The organism is Acinetobacter sp. YH12126 (assembly GCF_013418745.1).
In the GTDB taxonomy this organism is placed as follows: domain Bacteria; phylum Pseudomonadota; class Gammaproteobacteria; order Pseudomonadales; family Moraxellaceae; genus Acinetobacter; species Acinetobacter amyesii.
Map to the genome: position 1 here is coordinate 58,241 of NZ_VPBM01000005.1, position 15,251 is coordinate 73,491.

Consider the following 15,251-nt stretch of genomic DNA (forward strand, 5'->3'; position numbering starts at 1 on the left):
GGCGGAATAATTTATCCAAATCCAAGATTTACAACACATACATTCACTTTAACTTCGGCTGCTAGACGTATTTCATGAAAAAATATCTAATTTTAACTATTCTTTTTAGTACAGTTTTCACTATAACTGGATGCTCTAATGCACAAGAGATTCCAAAGAAAAATGAAGTTGTAGAAGAACAAAAAAAATCCCTATCAGATGATATTATCATCCAAAAATACAGAACATTAATGAATGATATAGACATTCATAACCTTAAATCTAAAGAAAAATTAAAAAATATTTTATTAGATGTAAAAAAAATCCAAGCTCAAAATGAGCGAGAAAAAATAGAAATGAATATTTATCTCTCTTTAGAAATGTATCAAGAGGCTTATGAATTAAATAAGAAACAACTCAATGAGAGACCAACTCAAGCTAAATTATTTAAGCACTGTGAACTAATGCAAATTTTGAAATATCCGCAAAATGACCTGCGATCTTGTCAGAGTAAAGTAGCAGAAGGTATAAGGAATGAATTAAAGACTATCCCCAAAGATGATCCAGCTTATCCGTATGCTAAATGGGGATATTTATTAGCTATGTATAAATCAGGACATGGTGAGTATAAAGAACAAATGGAAAAATTCATTAACTCGACTACAGATGAAACAATGAAGTTCCAATTTCAGGGTTCTTATGAAATAGCAATTGAAAGTAACAATTGAAATAGTGCATGTATTAATTATTTTTTAATATTAATCATATCCATATTACAAAAAAAGCCTATATCAACTGTTCAGGGCTTTTTATGATTCATTGTTTCCAACCCTATTTATGAAACAGTGTTCCATAAATTTCTACGCTAAAAAATATCTCTCCAAAGAATTCACCTCCCATCATAGCCACCGCTCCCTAAATTTTGTAGAATAACGTTTTTACCCCATGGTGCTTTTCTATGACCGCTTGGACTGCTCACGTCACTGTTGCGACAGTCGTTGAAAAAGACGGAAAATTCCTATTTGTTGAAGAACATACAGAAGGTGTGACCCATACTGTATTTAATCAACCTGCAGGTCATGTTGAAGCTGGCGAAACCATTATTGAAGCCGCCATTCGAGAAACCATGGAAGAAACAGGTCATGATGTAGAAATCACGAACCTCCTAGGCATGTATACTTATACTCCTCCGATGTTCCCTGATCGTACTTATTTCCGTTTCTGTTTCTTAGCTAAAGACATTCAGCACCATGCCGATGCACAATTAGACACAGGTATTGTCGGTGCAGTATGGATGACGCTTGATGAACTCATTGAGTCTGCCCGTGCGCGTAGTCCATTAGTCATCAAAGCTGTGCAAGATGCTCTTTCAGGTCAAAAATTTCCTTTATCGCTCATTTACGAGCACCAAAATTCTCCCTTAATTTCAAATTTGGATGCTTAATCCTATGCAACAACGTGTCATCGTCGGTATGTCTGGGGGTGTAGATTCTTCTGTATCTGCAGCACTTTTACTTCAACAAGGTTATCAAGTTGAAGGTCTTTTCATGAAAAACTGGGAAGAAGATGACGGCACGGAATACTGTACGGCAATGGAAGATCTTGCCGATGCTCAAGCTGTTTGTGACAAAATTGGTATCAAACTTCATACCGCAAACTTTGCGATGGAATATTGGGACCGTGTCTTTGAGCATTTCTTAGAAGAATATGCCGCAGGTCGTACACCAAACCCAGATATTCTCTGCAATAAAGAAATTAAATTCCGTGCATTTTTAGACCATGCTGTGAACTTAGGTGCTGACTTTATTGCGACAGGCCATTATTGCCGCCGTGGTGAAACGCTAAAAAATTCACGTGGTGAAGAGTATGCACCTCTACTGCGTGGCGTAGATCAAAATAAAGACCAAACCTATTTCCTACATGCAGTGCATGGTCGTGAAATTAACAAGACTTTATTCCCTGTAGGTGAAATTGAAAAACCACAAGTGCGTAAAATCGCTGAAGAATTAGGTCTAATCACCGCGAAGAAAAAAGATTCAACAGGAATCTGCTTTATTGGTGAACGTCGATTTAATGACTTCTTAAAGCAATATTTACCTGCTCAACCCGGAAAAATCGTCTTAGACACAGGTAAAGAGGTTGGTGAACATCACGGCTTAATGTACTATACGCTCGGCCAACGTGGTGGCATCGGTCTTGGTGGTCTAAAAGGTGCTGAAGAAGGCGCTTGGTTTGTACTGCATAAAGATATCGAAGGTAACCGCCTAGTCGTTGGTCAAGGTCATGAACATCCACTCATGCAAAGCACCATTTTATGGTCTGAAGCGATTGATTGGGTGGCTGGTGAACAAGAGATTCCTGAATCAGGTTTCCGCTGCACAGCGAAAACTCGTTATCGTCAGCCTGACCAAGACTGTACATTATTTAAAGACTCTACAGCGCCAAATGGTGTGCGTGTCGAATTCGATGAGCCACAACGTGCTGTTACACCGGGTCAAAGTGTGGTGTTCTACACCGGTGAAGTTTGTTTAGGTGGCGGTGTGATTCATCATACCAATGCGCCTAAACCGGATTTTATTGTATAAGGATTGTTTCGGATGACAGAGTTACCGTTTCAACAGCCTCAGACTCTGAATACTCGCCAAAATCGTGCATTGGCGTTAGCTGCTGTATTTCAAGCAACACAGCTGACTCATATGACTGCATTGACTGGGCAACAGAGTATCGGGGAAAGCGGTAACTTTTATTTTGAACATCTCATTAAAGCCAGTTTAAATATCCGTCCCAAGTCGAATCAGTCTAGTCAGACGCTCGATTTTTTTAGTGGTTTGGCGGATATTTCACTGGGTTTAAAGACCTTAGAAAGTAGCATTACTCAACCCTTCAATACATCTCCCAAATCTAGACTTCCTAAACTTGCCAATACCAAGCTACCCATGACGTATGCGATGGCGTTATTGCAGTTAGAAAAGAAAGTCTACAGCAATCCCAAATTTGTCGAAATCATTGAACAATCCCAACAAAAAATCCTAAGACAGCTTTCCTTTTTCGATAATAATTATTTACATCCAAGTATCATTGCCAATTTAGCGCAAACCTATATTGAAACTGCGGGTTCGATCAATCCTCGCATTATGGTTCGTGGTAATGCCGAAGCATTTAAAGACACCTCTCATACCAATCGCATTCGCGCCACCTTATTTACCGGCTTACAAATGGCACATTTATGGCGTCAGCTCGGTGGTAGCTCATGGGGTATGATTTTCAGTAAGCGCAAGCTACTACAAGATATTCAAGATCTTGCCCGTTTACAGTATCAGGTGGTTTAACTGATGCAGTACGGGCTTTTTGTTTTACGTTTAATTCCAAAATTTAAGGAATCGCTATGAACGCTTTAACCGCACTTTCTCCATTAGATGGACGTTACGCAAGCAAATGTGATGCTCTACGTCCCTTCCTCTCTGAGTTTGGTTTAATCCATGCTCGTGTGACTGTTGAAGTGCGTTGGTTACAAGCGCTTGCAAACCGTCCTGAAATCACTGAGGTTCCAGCGTTCAGTGCTGAAACTAACGCTGCGCTTGATGCAATTGTTGCGAACTTCTCTGAAGACAATGCAAACCGCATTAAAGAAATTGAACGTACAACAAACCATGACGTAAAAGCCGTTGAGTACTTCTTAAAAGAGCAAATCGCACATATCGATGAGCTTAAAAATGCAGGCGAATTTATTCACTTTGCATGTACATCAGAAGACATCAACAACTTGTCTCACGCTTTAATGCTTAAAAATGGCCGTGAAGTTTTAGTTGCAGCAATGCAGCAAATCATCGATTCAATCGTTGCTTTGGCTGAACAACACGCTGAACAACCAATGTTGTCTCGTACACATGGTCAAACTGCAAGCCCAACAACTTTGGGTAAAGAAATGGCGAACGTGGCTTACCGCCTTGCACGTCAAATCAAACAATTCAAACAAGTTGAATTACTTGGTAAAATCAATGGTGCAGTAGGTAACTACAACGCGCACTACTCTGCTTACCCTGAAATTAACTGGCCTGCGCATTCACAAGCATTTGTTGAATCTTTAGGCTTAAAATTTAACCCGTACACCACTCAAATCGAACCACATGACTACATGGCGGAACTTTTTGATGCGCTACGTCGTTTCAATACGATTTTGATCGACTTTAACCGTGACGTTTGGGGCTATATCTCACTTGGTTTCTTCAAACAACGTTTGAAAGAAGGCGAAGTTGGTTCTTCAACAATGCCACATAAAGTTAATCCAATTGACTTCGAAAACTCAGAAGGTAACTTGGGTATTGCGAATGCGGTATTGGCTCACCTTGGTGAAAAACTTCCTGTATCTCGTTGGCAGCGTGACTTAACTGACTCAACTGTGCTTCGTAACATGGGTGTTGGTTTTGCACAAAGCTTGATTGCATTTGAAGCTTGTTCTAAAGGTATTGGCAAACTTGAGTTGAATGCTCAACGTATTCTAGAAGACCTCGACCATGCTCAAGAAGTGCTTGCTGAACCGATTCAAACTGTTATGCGTCGTTATGCAGTTGAAAAACCATACGAAAAACTTAAAGCCCTCACTCGTGGTCAAGCAATGACTCGCGAAATGATGGTTGATTTCGTAAATGGTAACGAATTAGAAGCTGTTCCAGCTGCTGACCGTGCACGTCTTGCAGAAATGACACCTGCAACATATACAGGTAATGCATCAACTCAAGCAGCAAACATTAAAGATCTTATTTCTAAAATCTAATTTTAGATAGATCAAAAAAAACGAGGCATCATGCCTCGTTTTTTGTTTCCACCTATATACTCCTACTCCCTTTGGGATGAAGAGCATGCTCCGCAAGGAGTTAGAAAATTTAGACGTAATTTTATTCTGCAGGGCAATATTTCGCCCAATCATCTTTCATCCGTTGTAATTCACAGCCTGTTAAAACATCTGAATAATAAACATAATATGTGGCATCGGGATATTGAATCTCATGGCGAAACATCATGCCGCGCAAAGATACAGAGAGCTCTTCTGGAAAATCATCTGTTAAATTAAGTTCTTCAAACTCATAGTTAAAATAACAATTTTGAGTCGCAATAAATGCCTCAACAACGGCCATAGTTACTTCCAAATACTTAAACATCGATATTCATCTGAGTTTAATACAATCTTTTTGAAAATACTTATCCCTAGTAGCGAACTGATGACATTTGAAAAAATAATGCACAAATTCTAGCGCCGTCTAACTAACACTTTTCATCGCATTATGGCTATACTTGCCGCGAATTATAACCACTGCACACCGATAAAAATTTTGAGCTTTGCCTTTTCATGATTGATTTCAAATTAAAACTTAAGCACATCTTAGCTTTTGCGTTATTAACGCTTGCCATTGTGATCGCCAGTATCCAACCTTTAGAAATGGAAGCGTATATCCTCCATCAAATCGGCACAGCGTTTATGCTGATCGTGCTGCTCGTTTTCCTCTATAAAATAGGACTAACTTTCAGAACAGTTTGTCTGTATCTTGGCTTTTTACTGATTCATGTCATCGGTGCCCATTATTTATATTCTTATGTACCCTATTCTGAATGGACACAAGCTCTCCTCGGTTTCAACCTTGATCAAAGCATGGGATGGAGTCGGAACATGTATGATCGGCTTGTACATCTTGCCTATGGATTGCTGCTCTACCCGTTCTTTTATCGCATATTTCAAATCTGGCTACCGCAGTTGAAAGCCGGAACACTCTTTTTATTGGTCGTACAATTCGTCATGGCGACCAGTTTATTTTATGAATGGATCGAATGGCTGATTGCCATTGGCTTATCACCAGAGGACGCTGAAAATTACAATGGGCAACAAGGTGATATTTGGGATGCGCATAAAGATATGCTGCTTGCAACATTTGGTGCGATGATCACTGGCGGCCTTTTATATTTCAATCTGAAAAAATCTTAAATAAAAAAGCACTCATCCGAGTGCTTTTTTATCGCTATATTCATGAATGGATGTATTAATAATTAATAGAGTGGTAGCACATTTAAGGATTGATCTAACGGATCTAATGTGCCCCATGCTGTTTGGAACGCTGCATTCGAAACTGCTGTCCCACCCGATACAGGATTGATGGACGCATTTAAATAAGATGAATCATCTGATATTACATCAAGAGCATTGTTTGGCTCTTGATTGCTCAATAAGCTGTTCAAATCGATTTGATCATCAGAAATAAAAGAGCTTATTTCGTTTAAGCCAAAGCCCGACACACTGTGCTGCGCAAGTACATCAAACACAGTATTATCATCAGTTAACACTGATGCTTGATCATGTAATTCATTCGAAGCCTGCTCTTCTGAGATCAAGAATAAACTCGCTTTAGCAACTGTCATCGCTTCAACTGTAAAATCAAATGCTGAGCTTTTGGCACTGGTATTTCCAGCCGCATCCGTTTGGGTAAAACTATAACTGTACTTGCCTGCAGCTAAATCAGACTCTGGTGTATACAACCATTTTCCACTGGTATCTGCTTTGACGGTTGCTACTGCGACGCCATTTTTATAAATGGTAATCGTGGCATTGGTCTCACATTTGCCTTCAAAACTTGGGGTTGAATCTTGAGTGCTCTCCCCCTGTTTAATGGTGAGCTTTGTAGTCTCGCGATCATCATACACCGTCGTCAATGTTGGCGCAGATGGTGCAATGGTGTCCTTTGTACCAATCACTTGCGAGCTCTTTGAGCTATTGCCAGCGGCATCTGTCGCAGTCACTTGGACAACATTATTATCTGTTACTGCGCTGCTTAATTTAACCGTATAGCGACCATCATCACCTACAGTTGCGGTACCAAGCGTATTTACTGCACTGTTTTTAATGGTAATTTTGGCACCAATTTCCGCACTTCCCGACACTTCTGTACCATCTGTATTGATTGTTGCTGTTGGTGCAACGGGTGCCATATTATCCGTTCCAGCAGTAACATTTAACGGTATCGATTGATTGCCTGCTGCATCAACCACAATCATGGTTGCCTGATTACTGTCCGATAGAGCTGGGGACAATGTAATTTTAAATTGACCATTTGCATCTACTGTAGTGGTGGCGATGACTTGTGAATTTGCGTCTAATATTTGAATGGTGCTGTTAGCTTCAGCCGTACCAACCAGTTCAGTTCCGGCTTTATTCACTTCAATCTTAGGTTGATCAGGTCGAAGCGTATCTTTGCCCATCTCAACTGACTGCACTTCAGATTTGTTGCCGGCTTTATCTTCTACAATGACTTTAGCCGTCTCACCTGCTTGTAAAGTATTACTTAATGCAATGGAGAAATTGCCATCACTTGCCGCAGTCACAGGCCCACCTAAAAGCGTTGTGCCATCTGCAGCATAAACATAAACTTTTGCACCCGCTTCGGCAAAACCAGAGACAAACTTACCGCTTTCATCCACTTGTGCATTTGCCGCGTCCGGCGAAATTGTATCTTTACTACCCGTCAATATCGTCGATTGTGAACTATTTCCCGCCTTGTCTTTCGCGTACAAAATTACGCGATTGCCGTCTGTAATCGCATCATCTAAAGTAATTTTATAGTTGCCATCGGCATCTGCTTTAGATTGACCAATCGTATTGCCTTTCGCATCTACGATATAAACCGTTGCGCCAGCTTCCGCTTTGCCTGATACCACTTTTCCGTCACTATCAAAACTTCCTGTTGGCGTACTTGGGGCTGTTTTGTCATTGCTAGAAGATTTATCATCTTCTTTGTCAAAAGCCAGAAGATATACCGCTTCTGCACCTAAGATCGCCAATCCCGCCTTAAGTAGCGATGGCGAACCATCATCTTCACTTGCAACTTCCGTAGCTTGAGCAGGTGTTGTCGCCTGATTTAACTGTGTCGATGCAGATAAAGGCTGCGCAAATTCATTCACTGAACGATAACTCACCGTTTTGCCATCGACATCCATTTCGACTAGCTCAAATTGCTCTGGCCCACTATGTAAAACCAAAGAATTATCAGAGCTAAAGTCATCTGTATAAAAATGATCAATCACGATTTTTTGACCATTTTTCAGGGTAATCACACATTGATTTCCGACTCGATGGATCGACTGAATATCGGCTGGCCTAAGTTCTAACTGAATAACGGACGGTTGAGATATTTGTATTTTTGTGGCCTGAGTTTCTTTTAAAATCGTTTGATCTTTCTTCGATATCACGACAATTTTTGTCATTTTTCCCTCAGTGTTATTATGTAATAAACATCTAATAAATAATTAGTTAAGTACCTTATCAAATTGGTGCTGAACAGACAAACCCTAATATATAATTATTTATTGAGTAATTTTGGCATAGAAAAAGCCAATGTAATATATGAGTTGATTCGTATTACTAAGTATTGGGTAATCTTCTAGACTCATAAAAATATGAGGTTTAAAAAGACAACATATGCTAAAAGATAAGCTTCTAACTACCTAAAATGCTATTTTTACTAGGAGCACTCTTCCAGTCCCAGAATAATTACTCACACATTATAATTAAACAAAAAAGAACCGTATTATTTATTTCATTAATGAGAATTATCATGTTTCGAACACTGACTAAAATGGCTATTTCTTGTATGATAAAAATTAATATTCCATTCTTCATCCAATTGTCTAATGATATCCCCCTCTTCATTATCTACATTTTTAATTAATATCTTCGGGGGAATAATCTCTAACTGGCGACGATTTTGACAATAAATATATGACTGGGCCATTTTTTTCAGAAAAACCCATTCGTTTTTCTTCAAAATTTCATCATGATAAATTAAAAAATCAGCGATACTGAAATCTTTATAAGGGATACTATAAAGTACATCATGCGAGGAGTAAGAACTATAACTTCCTTCCAATATAAGAATATTGCCAAAAATTTCTTGGGCCTTTTGCTTCAATTCTAAATTTATTGGGTGTTGGCTATCCGTTATTTTAATTTCCTCAGACTGCTGATTATTAGAAATATAGTTAAAAACTAAAAAAGAAGTAAGGATAAAAAATAATAATATCAAACGAAAATTAAATACAGATTTCAGTTTTAAAGCCCTTTATTTGAGAAACCCAACCATTAAAAGCCAATCTTTGGATTGGCTTTTAAACTTAAAGAATTAAAGCTTTGGATCACGCAACTGCACAAGACTCGAATTGGCTTTACTCAATGACTCCATCACTTTAGACATGACTGCAGGAACCAATGAGTCCGCAATTTGTGCTGCTTGTAAGCCCAACTTCTCACTAAGTGTTGGCTTTTTGCGGGTTTCAATCATATATACATCATGTTGTGGCATGAGACTTAACAGATATTCATCTGACGTTTGCAGTTTGTCGACTAGATTAAGATCAATGGCATCTTGCCCATACCAATGCTCACCTGTTGCAACTTTATCGACATTGAGCTGAGGACGGTATTTTTCAACAAAGTGTTTAAACAAGTTATGCGTTTGCTGTAACTCTTCTTCAAATTTAGCTTTACCTTCAGCCGTATTTTCACCAAACATAGTGACGGTACGTTTGAACTGACCTGCTGTATACAGTTCAAAATCGATATGTTTTTCTTTCAATAAACGGTTAAAGTTTGGCACTTGTGCAACCACGCCAATCGAACCTACTACGGCAAATGGTGCTGAAACAATTTCATTTGCAATGCAGGCCATCATATAGCCACCGCTTGCAGCAACTTTGTCCACACAAATGGTTAAGTTAAATCCAGCATCACGTAAACGTACCAATTGTGCTGCAGCCAGACCATAGCCATGCACCATCCCGCCTGGACTTTCTAAACGTAAAACTACGCGGTCGCGCCCAGCTTTTGCTGTCGCTAAGATTAGGGTAATTTCTTCACGAAGGCTTGTCACCGCCGATGCAGCGGTATCACCATTAAAATCGATCACATAAATTTTTTGGTTATTCTTTTTACGTGCGCGCGCTTCTTTTGATAATTGTTGGCTTAGTTGCAGCAGCTCAAGTTTAGATGCAGTGGTTTGCGCAATTTTTTTTCGTTGTTCATTAATACGTGCATTTAAATGGCTTACACGAATTTCCGCAGGCAACTTGGGATTATGAAATAGCATAAAATTGAAACTCATTTAATTCATATTTATGTTGTATAACATGTGGGTTGCATCACAAAAATTCAATCTATTTTTTGAAAATAATTCTCATTGAGCCAAATTGAGCATTTTATTTTTATCAAGACTTTTTGACCTAATTATTGACTTCATAAAAAAAGAGCCTTTCGGCTCTTTTTTAGACAGACTAGATTAGCCAAAACGCCCGGTAATATACGCTTCAGTCAATTGATGATCCGGTTGAGTAAACACCTTTTCAGTCGCATTTACTTCAATTAAATCACCAAGATGGAAGTAAGCTGTACGGTCAGATACACGCGCCGCTTGTTGCATCGAGTGCGTCACAATCGCAATGGTATATTGCGCTGAAAGTTCAGTGATGAGTTCTTCTACTTTTGCAGTTGCAATCGGATCGAGTGCTGAACAAGGTTCATCCATCAAAATTACTTCAGGACTGACTGCAATGGTTCGCGCAATACATAGACGTTGCTGCTGACCACCTGAAAGCCCCGTACCCGGTTGGTTCAAACGATCTTTCACTTCATCCCAAAGCCCTGCTTTACGTAGGCTATTTTCAACTATTTCTTCCATGTCATATTTATCACGTGCCAAACCATGAAGTTTTGGACCATAAGCGACATTATCAAAGATTGACTTTGGAAATGGGTTCGGCTTTTGGAAAACCATACCTACTTGGGCACGCAGTAATACAACATCAAGATTTGGATCATAGATGTCTTGATTATCCATGAGCACTTGTCCTGTCACACGACAAGAATCAATCGTGTCATTCATACGGTTGAGCGTACGCAGGAAAGTTGACTTACCACAACCAGACGGTCCAATAAAGGCGATCACTTCATTTTCATAAATGTTCAGATCAATGCCTTTGATCGCTTCAGATTCGCCATAGTACACATGCACATCATTGGTACTGATTTTCACATTGCTCGATTTCGCATCTTTTTTCGCGCTAGATTGCGTATCGAATTGTGACACAAACGCAGTATTGGTTTGTTTTTGGCTGCCCTGAGCAGAGGTAAATTGTGTTTGTTCTGGATTCACGGACTTATCCTGATATAAGGAATTCTTTTCAGTTGTAATGACGCTATTCATATAATGCCCTCAATTACCAGCGTACTTCAAATTTCTTACGTAACCAGATGGCTAAACTGTTTAAGCCGATCATGAGAGCAAGAAGTACAATGATTGCTGCTGCGGTACGTCCTTCAAAGAAGTTACGTAGTTCGTTACCTTGCCAAAGGAAAATTTGTACAGGTAATGCAGTGGATTGATCTAAAGGAGTGACTGGTACACTTGCCACAAAGGCACTCATACCAATCAATAATAATGGAGCAGTTTCACCTAGCGCTTGCGCAACACCAATGATGGCACCAGTTAAGATACCTGGTAATGCCAATGGCAAGACATGGTGAAATACAGTTTGTAAACGTGATGCACCCAAACCTAAAGCGGCTTGACGGATCGATGGCGGTACAGCTTTGAGTGAAGCACGTGTGGTAATAATGACCGTTGGCAAAGTCATTAAACTTAAGACCAAACCACCAACCACAGGTGCCGAAAGTGGCATGTGCATCCAGCCAATAAAGATTGCAGCACCAAGTAAACCAAAGACAATTGAAGGAACCGCTGCTAGGTTGTTAATATTGACTTCGACAACATCGGTAATCCAGTTTTTAGGTGCAAATTCTTCTAAGTAAATTGCGGATGCTACACCGATTGGAATCGAAATAATGATCACGATCAGCATCATGAAGAGTGAACCCATAAATGCCCCTGCTAAACCTGAAGTTGCAGGTGAGCTACGAGAATCTGGATTTTTAAATATTTCAGTATTAAATGAGTTAGTAATCACACCGTCAGCTTTGAGTTTATCTGCGAGTTGGCGTACTTCTGGGCTCAATTGTTGCTGTTCATCAGGCAAACTACGGTCAATATTACCTGCTAACCAGACATCGACATTAGCATCTGCAAGGATTTTAAAATCTTGTTTTTGACCGATCAATGACGGATCTGCCATAACCATATCACGTAAGCGATAAGCTTCTGAACTGGTATATAAACTGTTGAGATCATCACGTTGAGAGGCAATCGCTGGATCTTTTGCAATGATCCCATTTACGATCAGCGCATCCCAATCCACCATGCCCATTTCAGTTTGCCAAGCAATAAAACGCTCTTGGAACTGTGCAGGAGATTCACCTTCTTTTTGAACCGGTTTTGCTCCTACATTGACGATACTTGGATCAAAAAACACAGGAACCGTCATCGAGCTTTGCCAGAATGCTGGTAAGCCTTTGGCTAAAATACTGCCAAACAATAGCACGACGAAAAATAAACCAGTCACTACTGCACTAAAGCCCAAGACACGGAAGGTCTTTTCTTTACGATGTCTTTTCGCCAAAGAGTTTTCAATGATTTTCTTACGTTTTTCACGAAGCTCAGCGGCTGCATGTGAATCAAATTTTTGATCCATGTTTGATGTATTCGTCGTACTCATTCGTATTGCTCACGGTATTTACGCACAATGTACAGTGCAACAATATTCAGCCCTAAGGTAATCACAAACAGTGTTAAACCGAGTGCAAAAGCAACCAATGCTTGAGGACTCGCAAAGTCTGTATCACCTGTTAATTGGTTTACGATGGTAATGGTGACTGTAGACACTGCTTCGAGCGGATTAATGTGTAGTAAAGGACTGTTCCCTGCTGCAAGTACCACAATCATGGTTTCACCAATTGCACGAGATGCTGCCAATAAGAATGCACCGATAATGCCCGGCAAAGCTGCAGGTATCACTACTTGGCGAATAGTTTCTGATTTTGTTGCACCCAAACCGAGTGAACCGTCACGAAGCGCGCGAGGAACTTGAGTAATGATGTCATCAGATAATGATGAAACGAATGGGATAATCATAATCCCCATCACAAAGCCTGCTGTTAGAGCACTGGTTGCATTAATATCGAGTCCAATATATGCGCCAAGCTGTTTTGCAAAGGGTCCAATAATCATTAAGGCAAATACACCGTAAACGATGGTTGGAATACCTGCGAGAACTTCTATGGCAGGTTTTGCCCAAGCACGGAAACTTGGCTTTGCATATTCAGCCAAATAAATCGCAATCATCAGACCAACCGGAACAGCAACCAGTAGTGCAATACCACTAACCATGAGTGTGCCCCAAAGGAGTGGCAGCAAACCATAACTACCTTCGGCATTCCCTGATGTACTAAAACCTGGGTTCCATTCAGTGCCCAAGAAGAAATCGAGTGGACTGACAAAACTAAAGAAACGCATGGCTTCACTGAACATCGACATCACAATGCCAACTGTTGTCAGGATTGCCACACCGGAACATAGTGCCAATGCGATATTAATAACTTTTTCGACTTGGTTACGTGCACGATATTTTTCTGCGATGCGGCGTTTAGCCATAACTAAACCAATCAATGCCGCACAAATCACAACGGCCAATTTTGCATATGAGCCGATGTTTTCAATTTTCTGTAACTGTTCTGCTGCTGCAAGTTCATATGCAGCTGGCGTATCACTTACTCCAAAACCAGAAGCAATCGCTTGGACGCGGTCAACCATTACGCTTGTGCTTGCAGGATCTAAATCTAAACGAATATTTTCTGGGACATTATTTAAAATAACGTGTTGAAAAATACTCGGTTCAACCAAGTTCCAAACAATCAAGATTAAAAAAGCGGGAATCCCACACCATAAAGCGACCAAAACACCATAATAGCCCGGTCGTGAATGCAACATTGCTGAGTTATTGCCTTTACCTGCAAGTTTGCAACTTTTGGTCAGTCCAACTTGATAAGCGATTGCAATAATTGCGAGCAACACACCAATAAGTAGCAGATTCATGTAATCTCCACTGTTTTTTCAAAAGCCCTTCTTGAAAAAACTGTTTCTTTGCAAAAAAACCAATGGCAGGTCGACCCTGCCATTGGCTAATTCCATACTTTTATTTAACTGCTTTACCAGCTTTAAAGTTTGCAAGTACCGCAGCACGTTCTTTGTCAGACATTGAAATCAGACCTGCTTTTTCAAGCTTAGAACCTTTACCAGATACTTTTTTGCTTACAAAGAATTCTGTAAATTCTTTCAAGCCTTTGATTGATTTAAGATGCTCACCTTTCACGTAGAAGAACAATGGACGTGATACAGGGTAAGAACCATTCAGAATTGTTTTCTCAGATGGCGCAACATTGTTTACTGTCGCTACACGTAATTTGTCACGGTTTTGATCATAGAAACCTAAACCGAATACACCTACAGCGTTAGGTGAAGTTTTTAAGCGTGCCAATGTCTCTGTATAGTCACCAGCAATTTCAATTACACGGCCATCTTTACGGAATGTAGAACATGCCTTTTTCTTTGCATCTTTATCTAGCTTCGCAAATGCTTGGTAAGTTTCACAGCCAGCATCTACCATTTTCTCTTGGAATACTTCACGAGTACCGTGATTTGATGCAGGAATAACTAAAGTGATTGCTTCGTTTGGTAAAGTTGGGTCGATTTGATTCCAACGTGTGTATGGGTTTGGAACCAATTTACCTTTTGATGGTAATTCAGCAGCAAGTGCAGCAAATACGTGCTGTGGGCGAAGTTTGAATGCCGCTTTTTTCGCATTTGAAGCAAATACGATACCGTCATATCCAACTTTAATTTCTAAGATTTGGTTAACGCCTGCTTTTTTACATGCAGCCAATTCAGTACCTTTAATTTTACGAGATGCATTTGCAACGTCAATTGTGTTATCGCCTACACCATTACAAAATTGTTTCAAACCACCTGAAGTACCGCCTGAACCTACGACAGGTGCTTTAAATTGTGGGAATGTATTACCAAACTCTTCTGCAACAATACTTGCATAAGGCAGTACAGTTGAAGAACCAGCAATTTGGATCGTGTCACGAGCTGCATTTGCAGTTGTAGCGACTGTTGCCCCAGTAGTGAGTACCATAGCAAGTGCGATATGATTTAAGCGCATTCTCATCTCTCTTAATTGATGCATTTATTGGAGTACGCCACTTTTGTTTTTAAAGTCTTGTACTTTTTCGATATCTGCATTTTGATTTTAGAGTATGACAGTTAGGTTACATCTTTATGACGCTT

14 protein-coding genes are annotated in these 15,251 nt (G+C 39.9%); 6 read left to right on the top strand and 8 right to left on the bottom strand.

Annotated features, from left to right (window positions below):
* Positions 1 to 74 precede the first annotated feature (74 nt).
* The 5 genes from FTU62_RS03895 to purB all read left to right on the top strand — a co-directional run bounded on the left by FTU62_RS03895 (position 75) and on the right by purB (position 4,753).
* Positions 75 to 707 (top strand): hypothetical protein, encoded by a 633-nt coding sequence (locus tag FTU62_RS03895; RefSeq protein ID WP_180101887.1) that lies wholly within the window; start codon positions 75 to 77, stop codon positions 705 to 707.
* Between the two features lie 230 nt (positions 708 to 937).
* Positions 938 to 1,423, top strand: a complete 486-nt coding sequence (locus FTU62_RS03900; RefSeq protein ID WP_078190179.1) for an NUDIX hydrolase — start codon at positions 938 to 940, stop codon at positions 1,421 to 1,423.
* Between the two features lie 4 nt (positions 1,424 to 1,427).
* Positions 1,428 to 2,564, top strand: coding sequence for a tRNA 2-thiouridine(34) synthase MnmA (gene mnmA / locus FTU62_RS03905; protein ID WP_180035328.1), 1,137 nt, complete (start codon positions 1,428 to 1,430; stop codon positions 2,562 to 2,564).
* Between the two features lie 12 nt (positions 2,565 to 2,576).
* Positions 2,577 to 3,308, top strand: coding sequence for a high frequency lysogenization protein HflD (gene hflD / locus FTU62_RS03910; RefSeq protein WP_218948575.1), 732 nt, complete (start codon positions 2,577 to 2,579; stop codon positions 3,306 to 3,308).
* Positions 3,309 to 3,364: 56 nt separating this feature from the next.
* Entirely contained in the window at positions 3,365 to 4,753 is a 1,389-nt protein-coding gene (gene purB, locus FTU62_RS03915) for an adenylosuccinate lyase (protein WP_111884214.1), read from the top strand.
* A gap of 121 nt (positions 4,754 to 4,874) precedes the next feature.
* Here the strand turns inward: purB and FTU62_RS03920 are convergent, their stop codons facing one another.
* The gene (locus FTU62_RS03920) at positions 4,875 to 5,114 is read right to left on the bottom strand and encodes a hypothetical protein (protein WP_180023455.1); all 240 of its coding nucleotides are present in this window, start codon (positions 5,112 to 5,114) and stop codon (positions 4,875 to 4,877) included.
* A 212-nt stretch (positions 5,115 to 5,326) separates the two neighbouring features.
* Here FTU62_RS03920 and FTU62_RS03925 point away from each other — a divergent pair, with 212 nt between their 5' ends.
* Complete coding sequence (locus FTU62_RS03925) at positions 5,327 to 5,956, top strand: DUF2238 domain-containing protein (RefSeq protein WP_180076942.1); 630 nt, start codon at positions 5,327 to 5,329, stop codon at positions 5,954 to 5,956.
* 62 nt (positions 5,957 to 6,018) lie between these two features.
* Here the strand turns inward: FTU62_RS03925 and FTU62_RS03930 are convergent, their stop codons facing one another.
* From FTU62_RS03930 to FTU62_RS03960, 7 genes are all read right to left on the bottom strand, one after another.
* Positions 6,019 to 8,226, bottom strand: coding sequence for an Ig-like domain-containing protein (locus FTU62_RS03930; RefSeq protein WP_180101889.1), 2,208 nt, complete (start codon positions 8,224 to 8,226; stop codon positions 6,019 to 6,021).
* Between the two features lie 335 nt (positions 8,227 to 8,561).
* On the bottom strand, positions 8,562 to 9,044 hold the full coding sequence (locus FTU62_RS03935; protein WP_180101890.1) for a hypothetical protein: 483 nt from the start codon (positions 9,042 to 9,044) through the stop codon (positions 8,562 to 8,564).
* Between the two features lie 96 nt (positions 9,045 to 9,140).
* Positions 9,141 to 10,103, bottom strand: a complete 963-nt coding sequence (sohB, locus tag FTU62_RS03940; protein WP_180101891.1) for a protease SohB — start codon at positions 10,101 to 10,103, stop codon at positions 9,141 to 9,143.
* 189 nt (positions 10,104 to 10,292) lie between these two features.
* Entirely contained in the window at positions 10,293 to 11,216 is a 924-nt protein-coding gene (gene pstB / locus FTU62_RS03945) for a phosphate ABC transporter ATP-binding protein PstB (RefSeq protein WP_078191849.1), read from the bottom strand.
* Positions 11,217 to 11,229: 13 nt separating this feature from the next.
* Positions 11,230 to 12,621: a phosphate ABC transporter permease PstA gene (gene pstA, locus FTU62_RS03950; protein ID WP_180101892.1), complete on the bottom strand. Its 1,392-nt coding sequence runs from the start codon at positions 12,619 to 12,621 to the stop codon at positions 11,230 to 11,232.
* Positions 12,618 to 13,997: a phosphate ABC transporter permease subunit PstC gene (gene pstC, locus FTU62_RS03955; protein ID WP_180101893.1), complete on the bottom strand. Its 1,380-nt coding sequence runs from the start codon at positions 13,995 to 13,997 to the stop codon at positions 12,618 to 12,620. The genes pstA and pstC overlap by 4 nt, the downstream gene beginning before the upstream one ends.
* 100 nt (positions 13,998 to 14,097) lie before the next feature.
* Positions 14,098 to 15,126: a substrate-binding domain-containing protein gene (locus tag FTU62_RS03960; protein WP_111884206.1), complete on the bottom strand. Its 1,029-nt coding sequence runs from the start codon at positions 15,124 to 15,126 to the stop codon at positions 14,098 to 14,100.
* Between the last annotated feature and the right edge of the window lie 125 nt (positions 15,127 to 15,251).

Excerpts from the sequence above, each read along its gene's own strand:
- FTU62_RS03895 (WP_180101887.1), top strand. The coding sequence starts at position 75 with ATGAAAAAATATCTAATTTTAACTATTCTTTTTAGTACAGTTTTCACT.
- FTU62_RS03900 (WP_078190179.1), top strand. The coding sequence starts at position 938 with ATGACCGCTTGGACTGCTCACGTCACTGTTGCGACAGTCGTTGAAAAA.
- mnmA (WP_180035328.1), top strand. The coding sequence starts at position 1,428 with ATGCAACAACGTGTCATCGTCGGTATGTCTGGGGGTGTAGATTCTTCT.
- hflD (WP_218948575.1), top strand. The coding sequence starts at position 2,577 with ATGACAGAGTTACCGTTTCAACAGCCTCAGACTCTGAATACTCGCCAA.
- purB (WP_111884214.1), top strand. The coding sequence starts at position 3,365 with ATGAACGCTTTAACCGCACTTTCTCCATTAGATGGACGTTACGCAAGC.
- FTU62_RS03920 (WP_180023455.1), bottom strand. The coding sequence starts at position 5,114 with ATGGCCGTTGTTGAGGCATTTATTGCGACTCAAAATTGTTATTTTAAC.
- FTU62_RS03925 (WP_180076942.1), top strand. The coding sequence starts at position 5,327 with ATGATTGATTTCAAATTAAAACTTAAGCACATCTTAGCTTTTGCGTTA.
- FTU62_RS03930 (WP_180101889.1), bottom strand. The coding sequence starts at position 8,226 with ATGACAAAAATTGTCGTGATATCGAAGAAAGATCAAACGATTTTAAAA.
- sohB (WP_180101891.1), bottom strand. The coding sequence starts at position 10,103 with ATGCTATTTCATAATCCCAAGTTGCCTGCGGAAATTCGTGTAAGCCAT.
- pstB (WP_078191849.1), bottom strand. The coding sequence starts at position 11,216 with ATGAATAGCGTCATTACAACTGAAAAGAATTCCTTATATCAGGATAAG.
- pstA (WP_180101892.1), bottom strand. The coding sequence starts at position 12,621 with ATGAGTACGACGAATACATCAAACATGGATCAAAAATTTGATTCACAT.
- pstC (WP_180101893.1), bottom strand. The coding sequence starts at position 13,997 with ATGAATCTGCTACTTATTGGTGTGTTGCTCGCAATTATTGCAATCGCT.
- FTU62_RS03960 (WP_111884206.1), bottom strand. The coding sequence starts at position 15,126 with ATGCGCTTAAATCATATCGCACTTGCTATGGTACTCACTACTGGGGCA.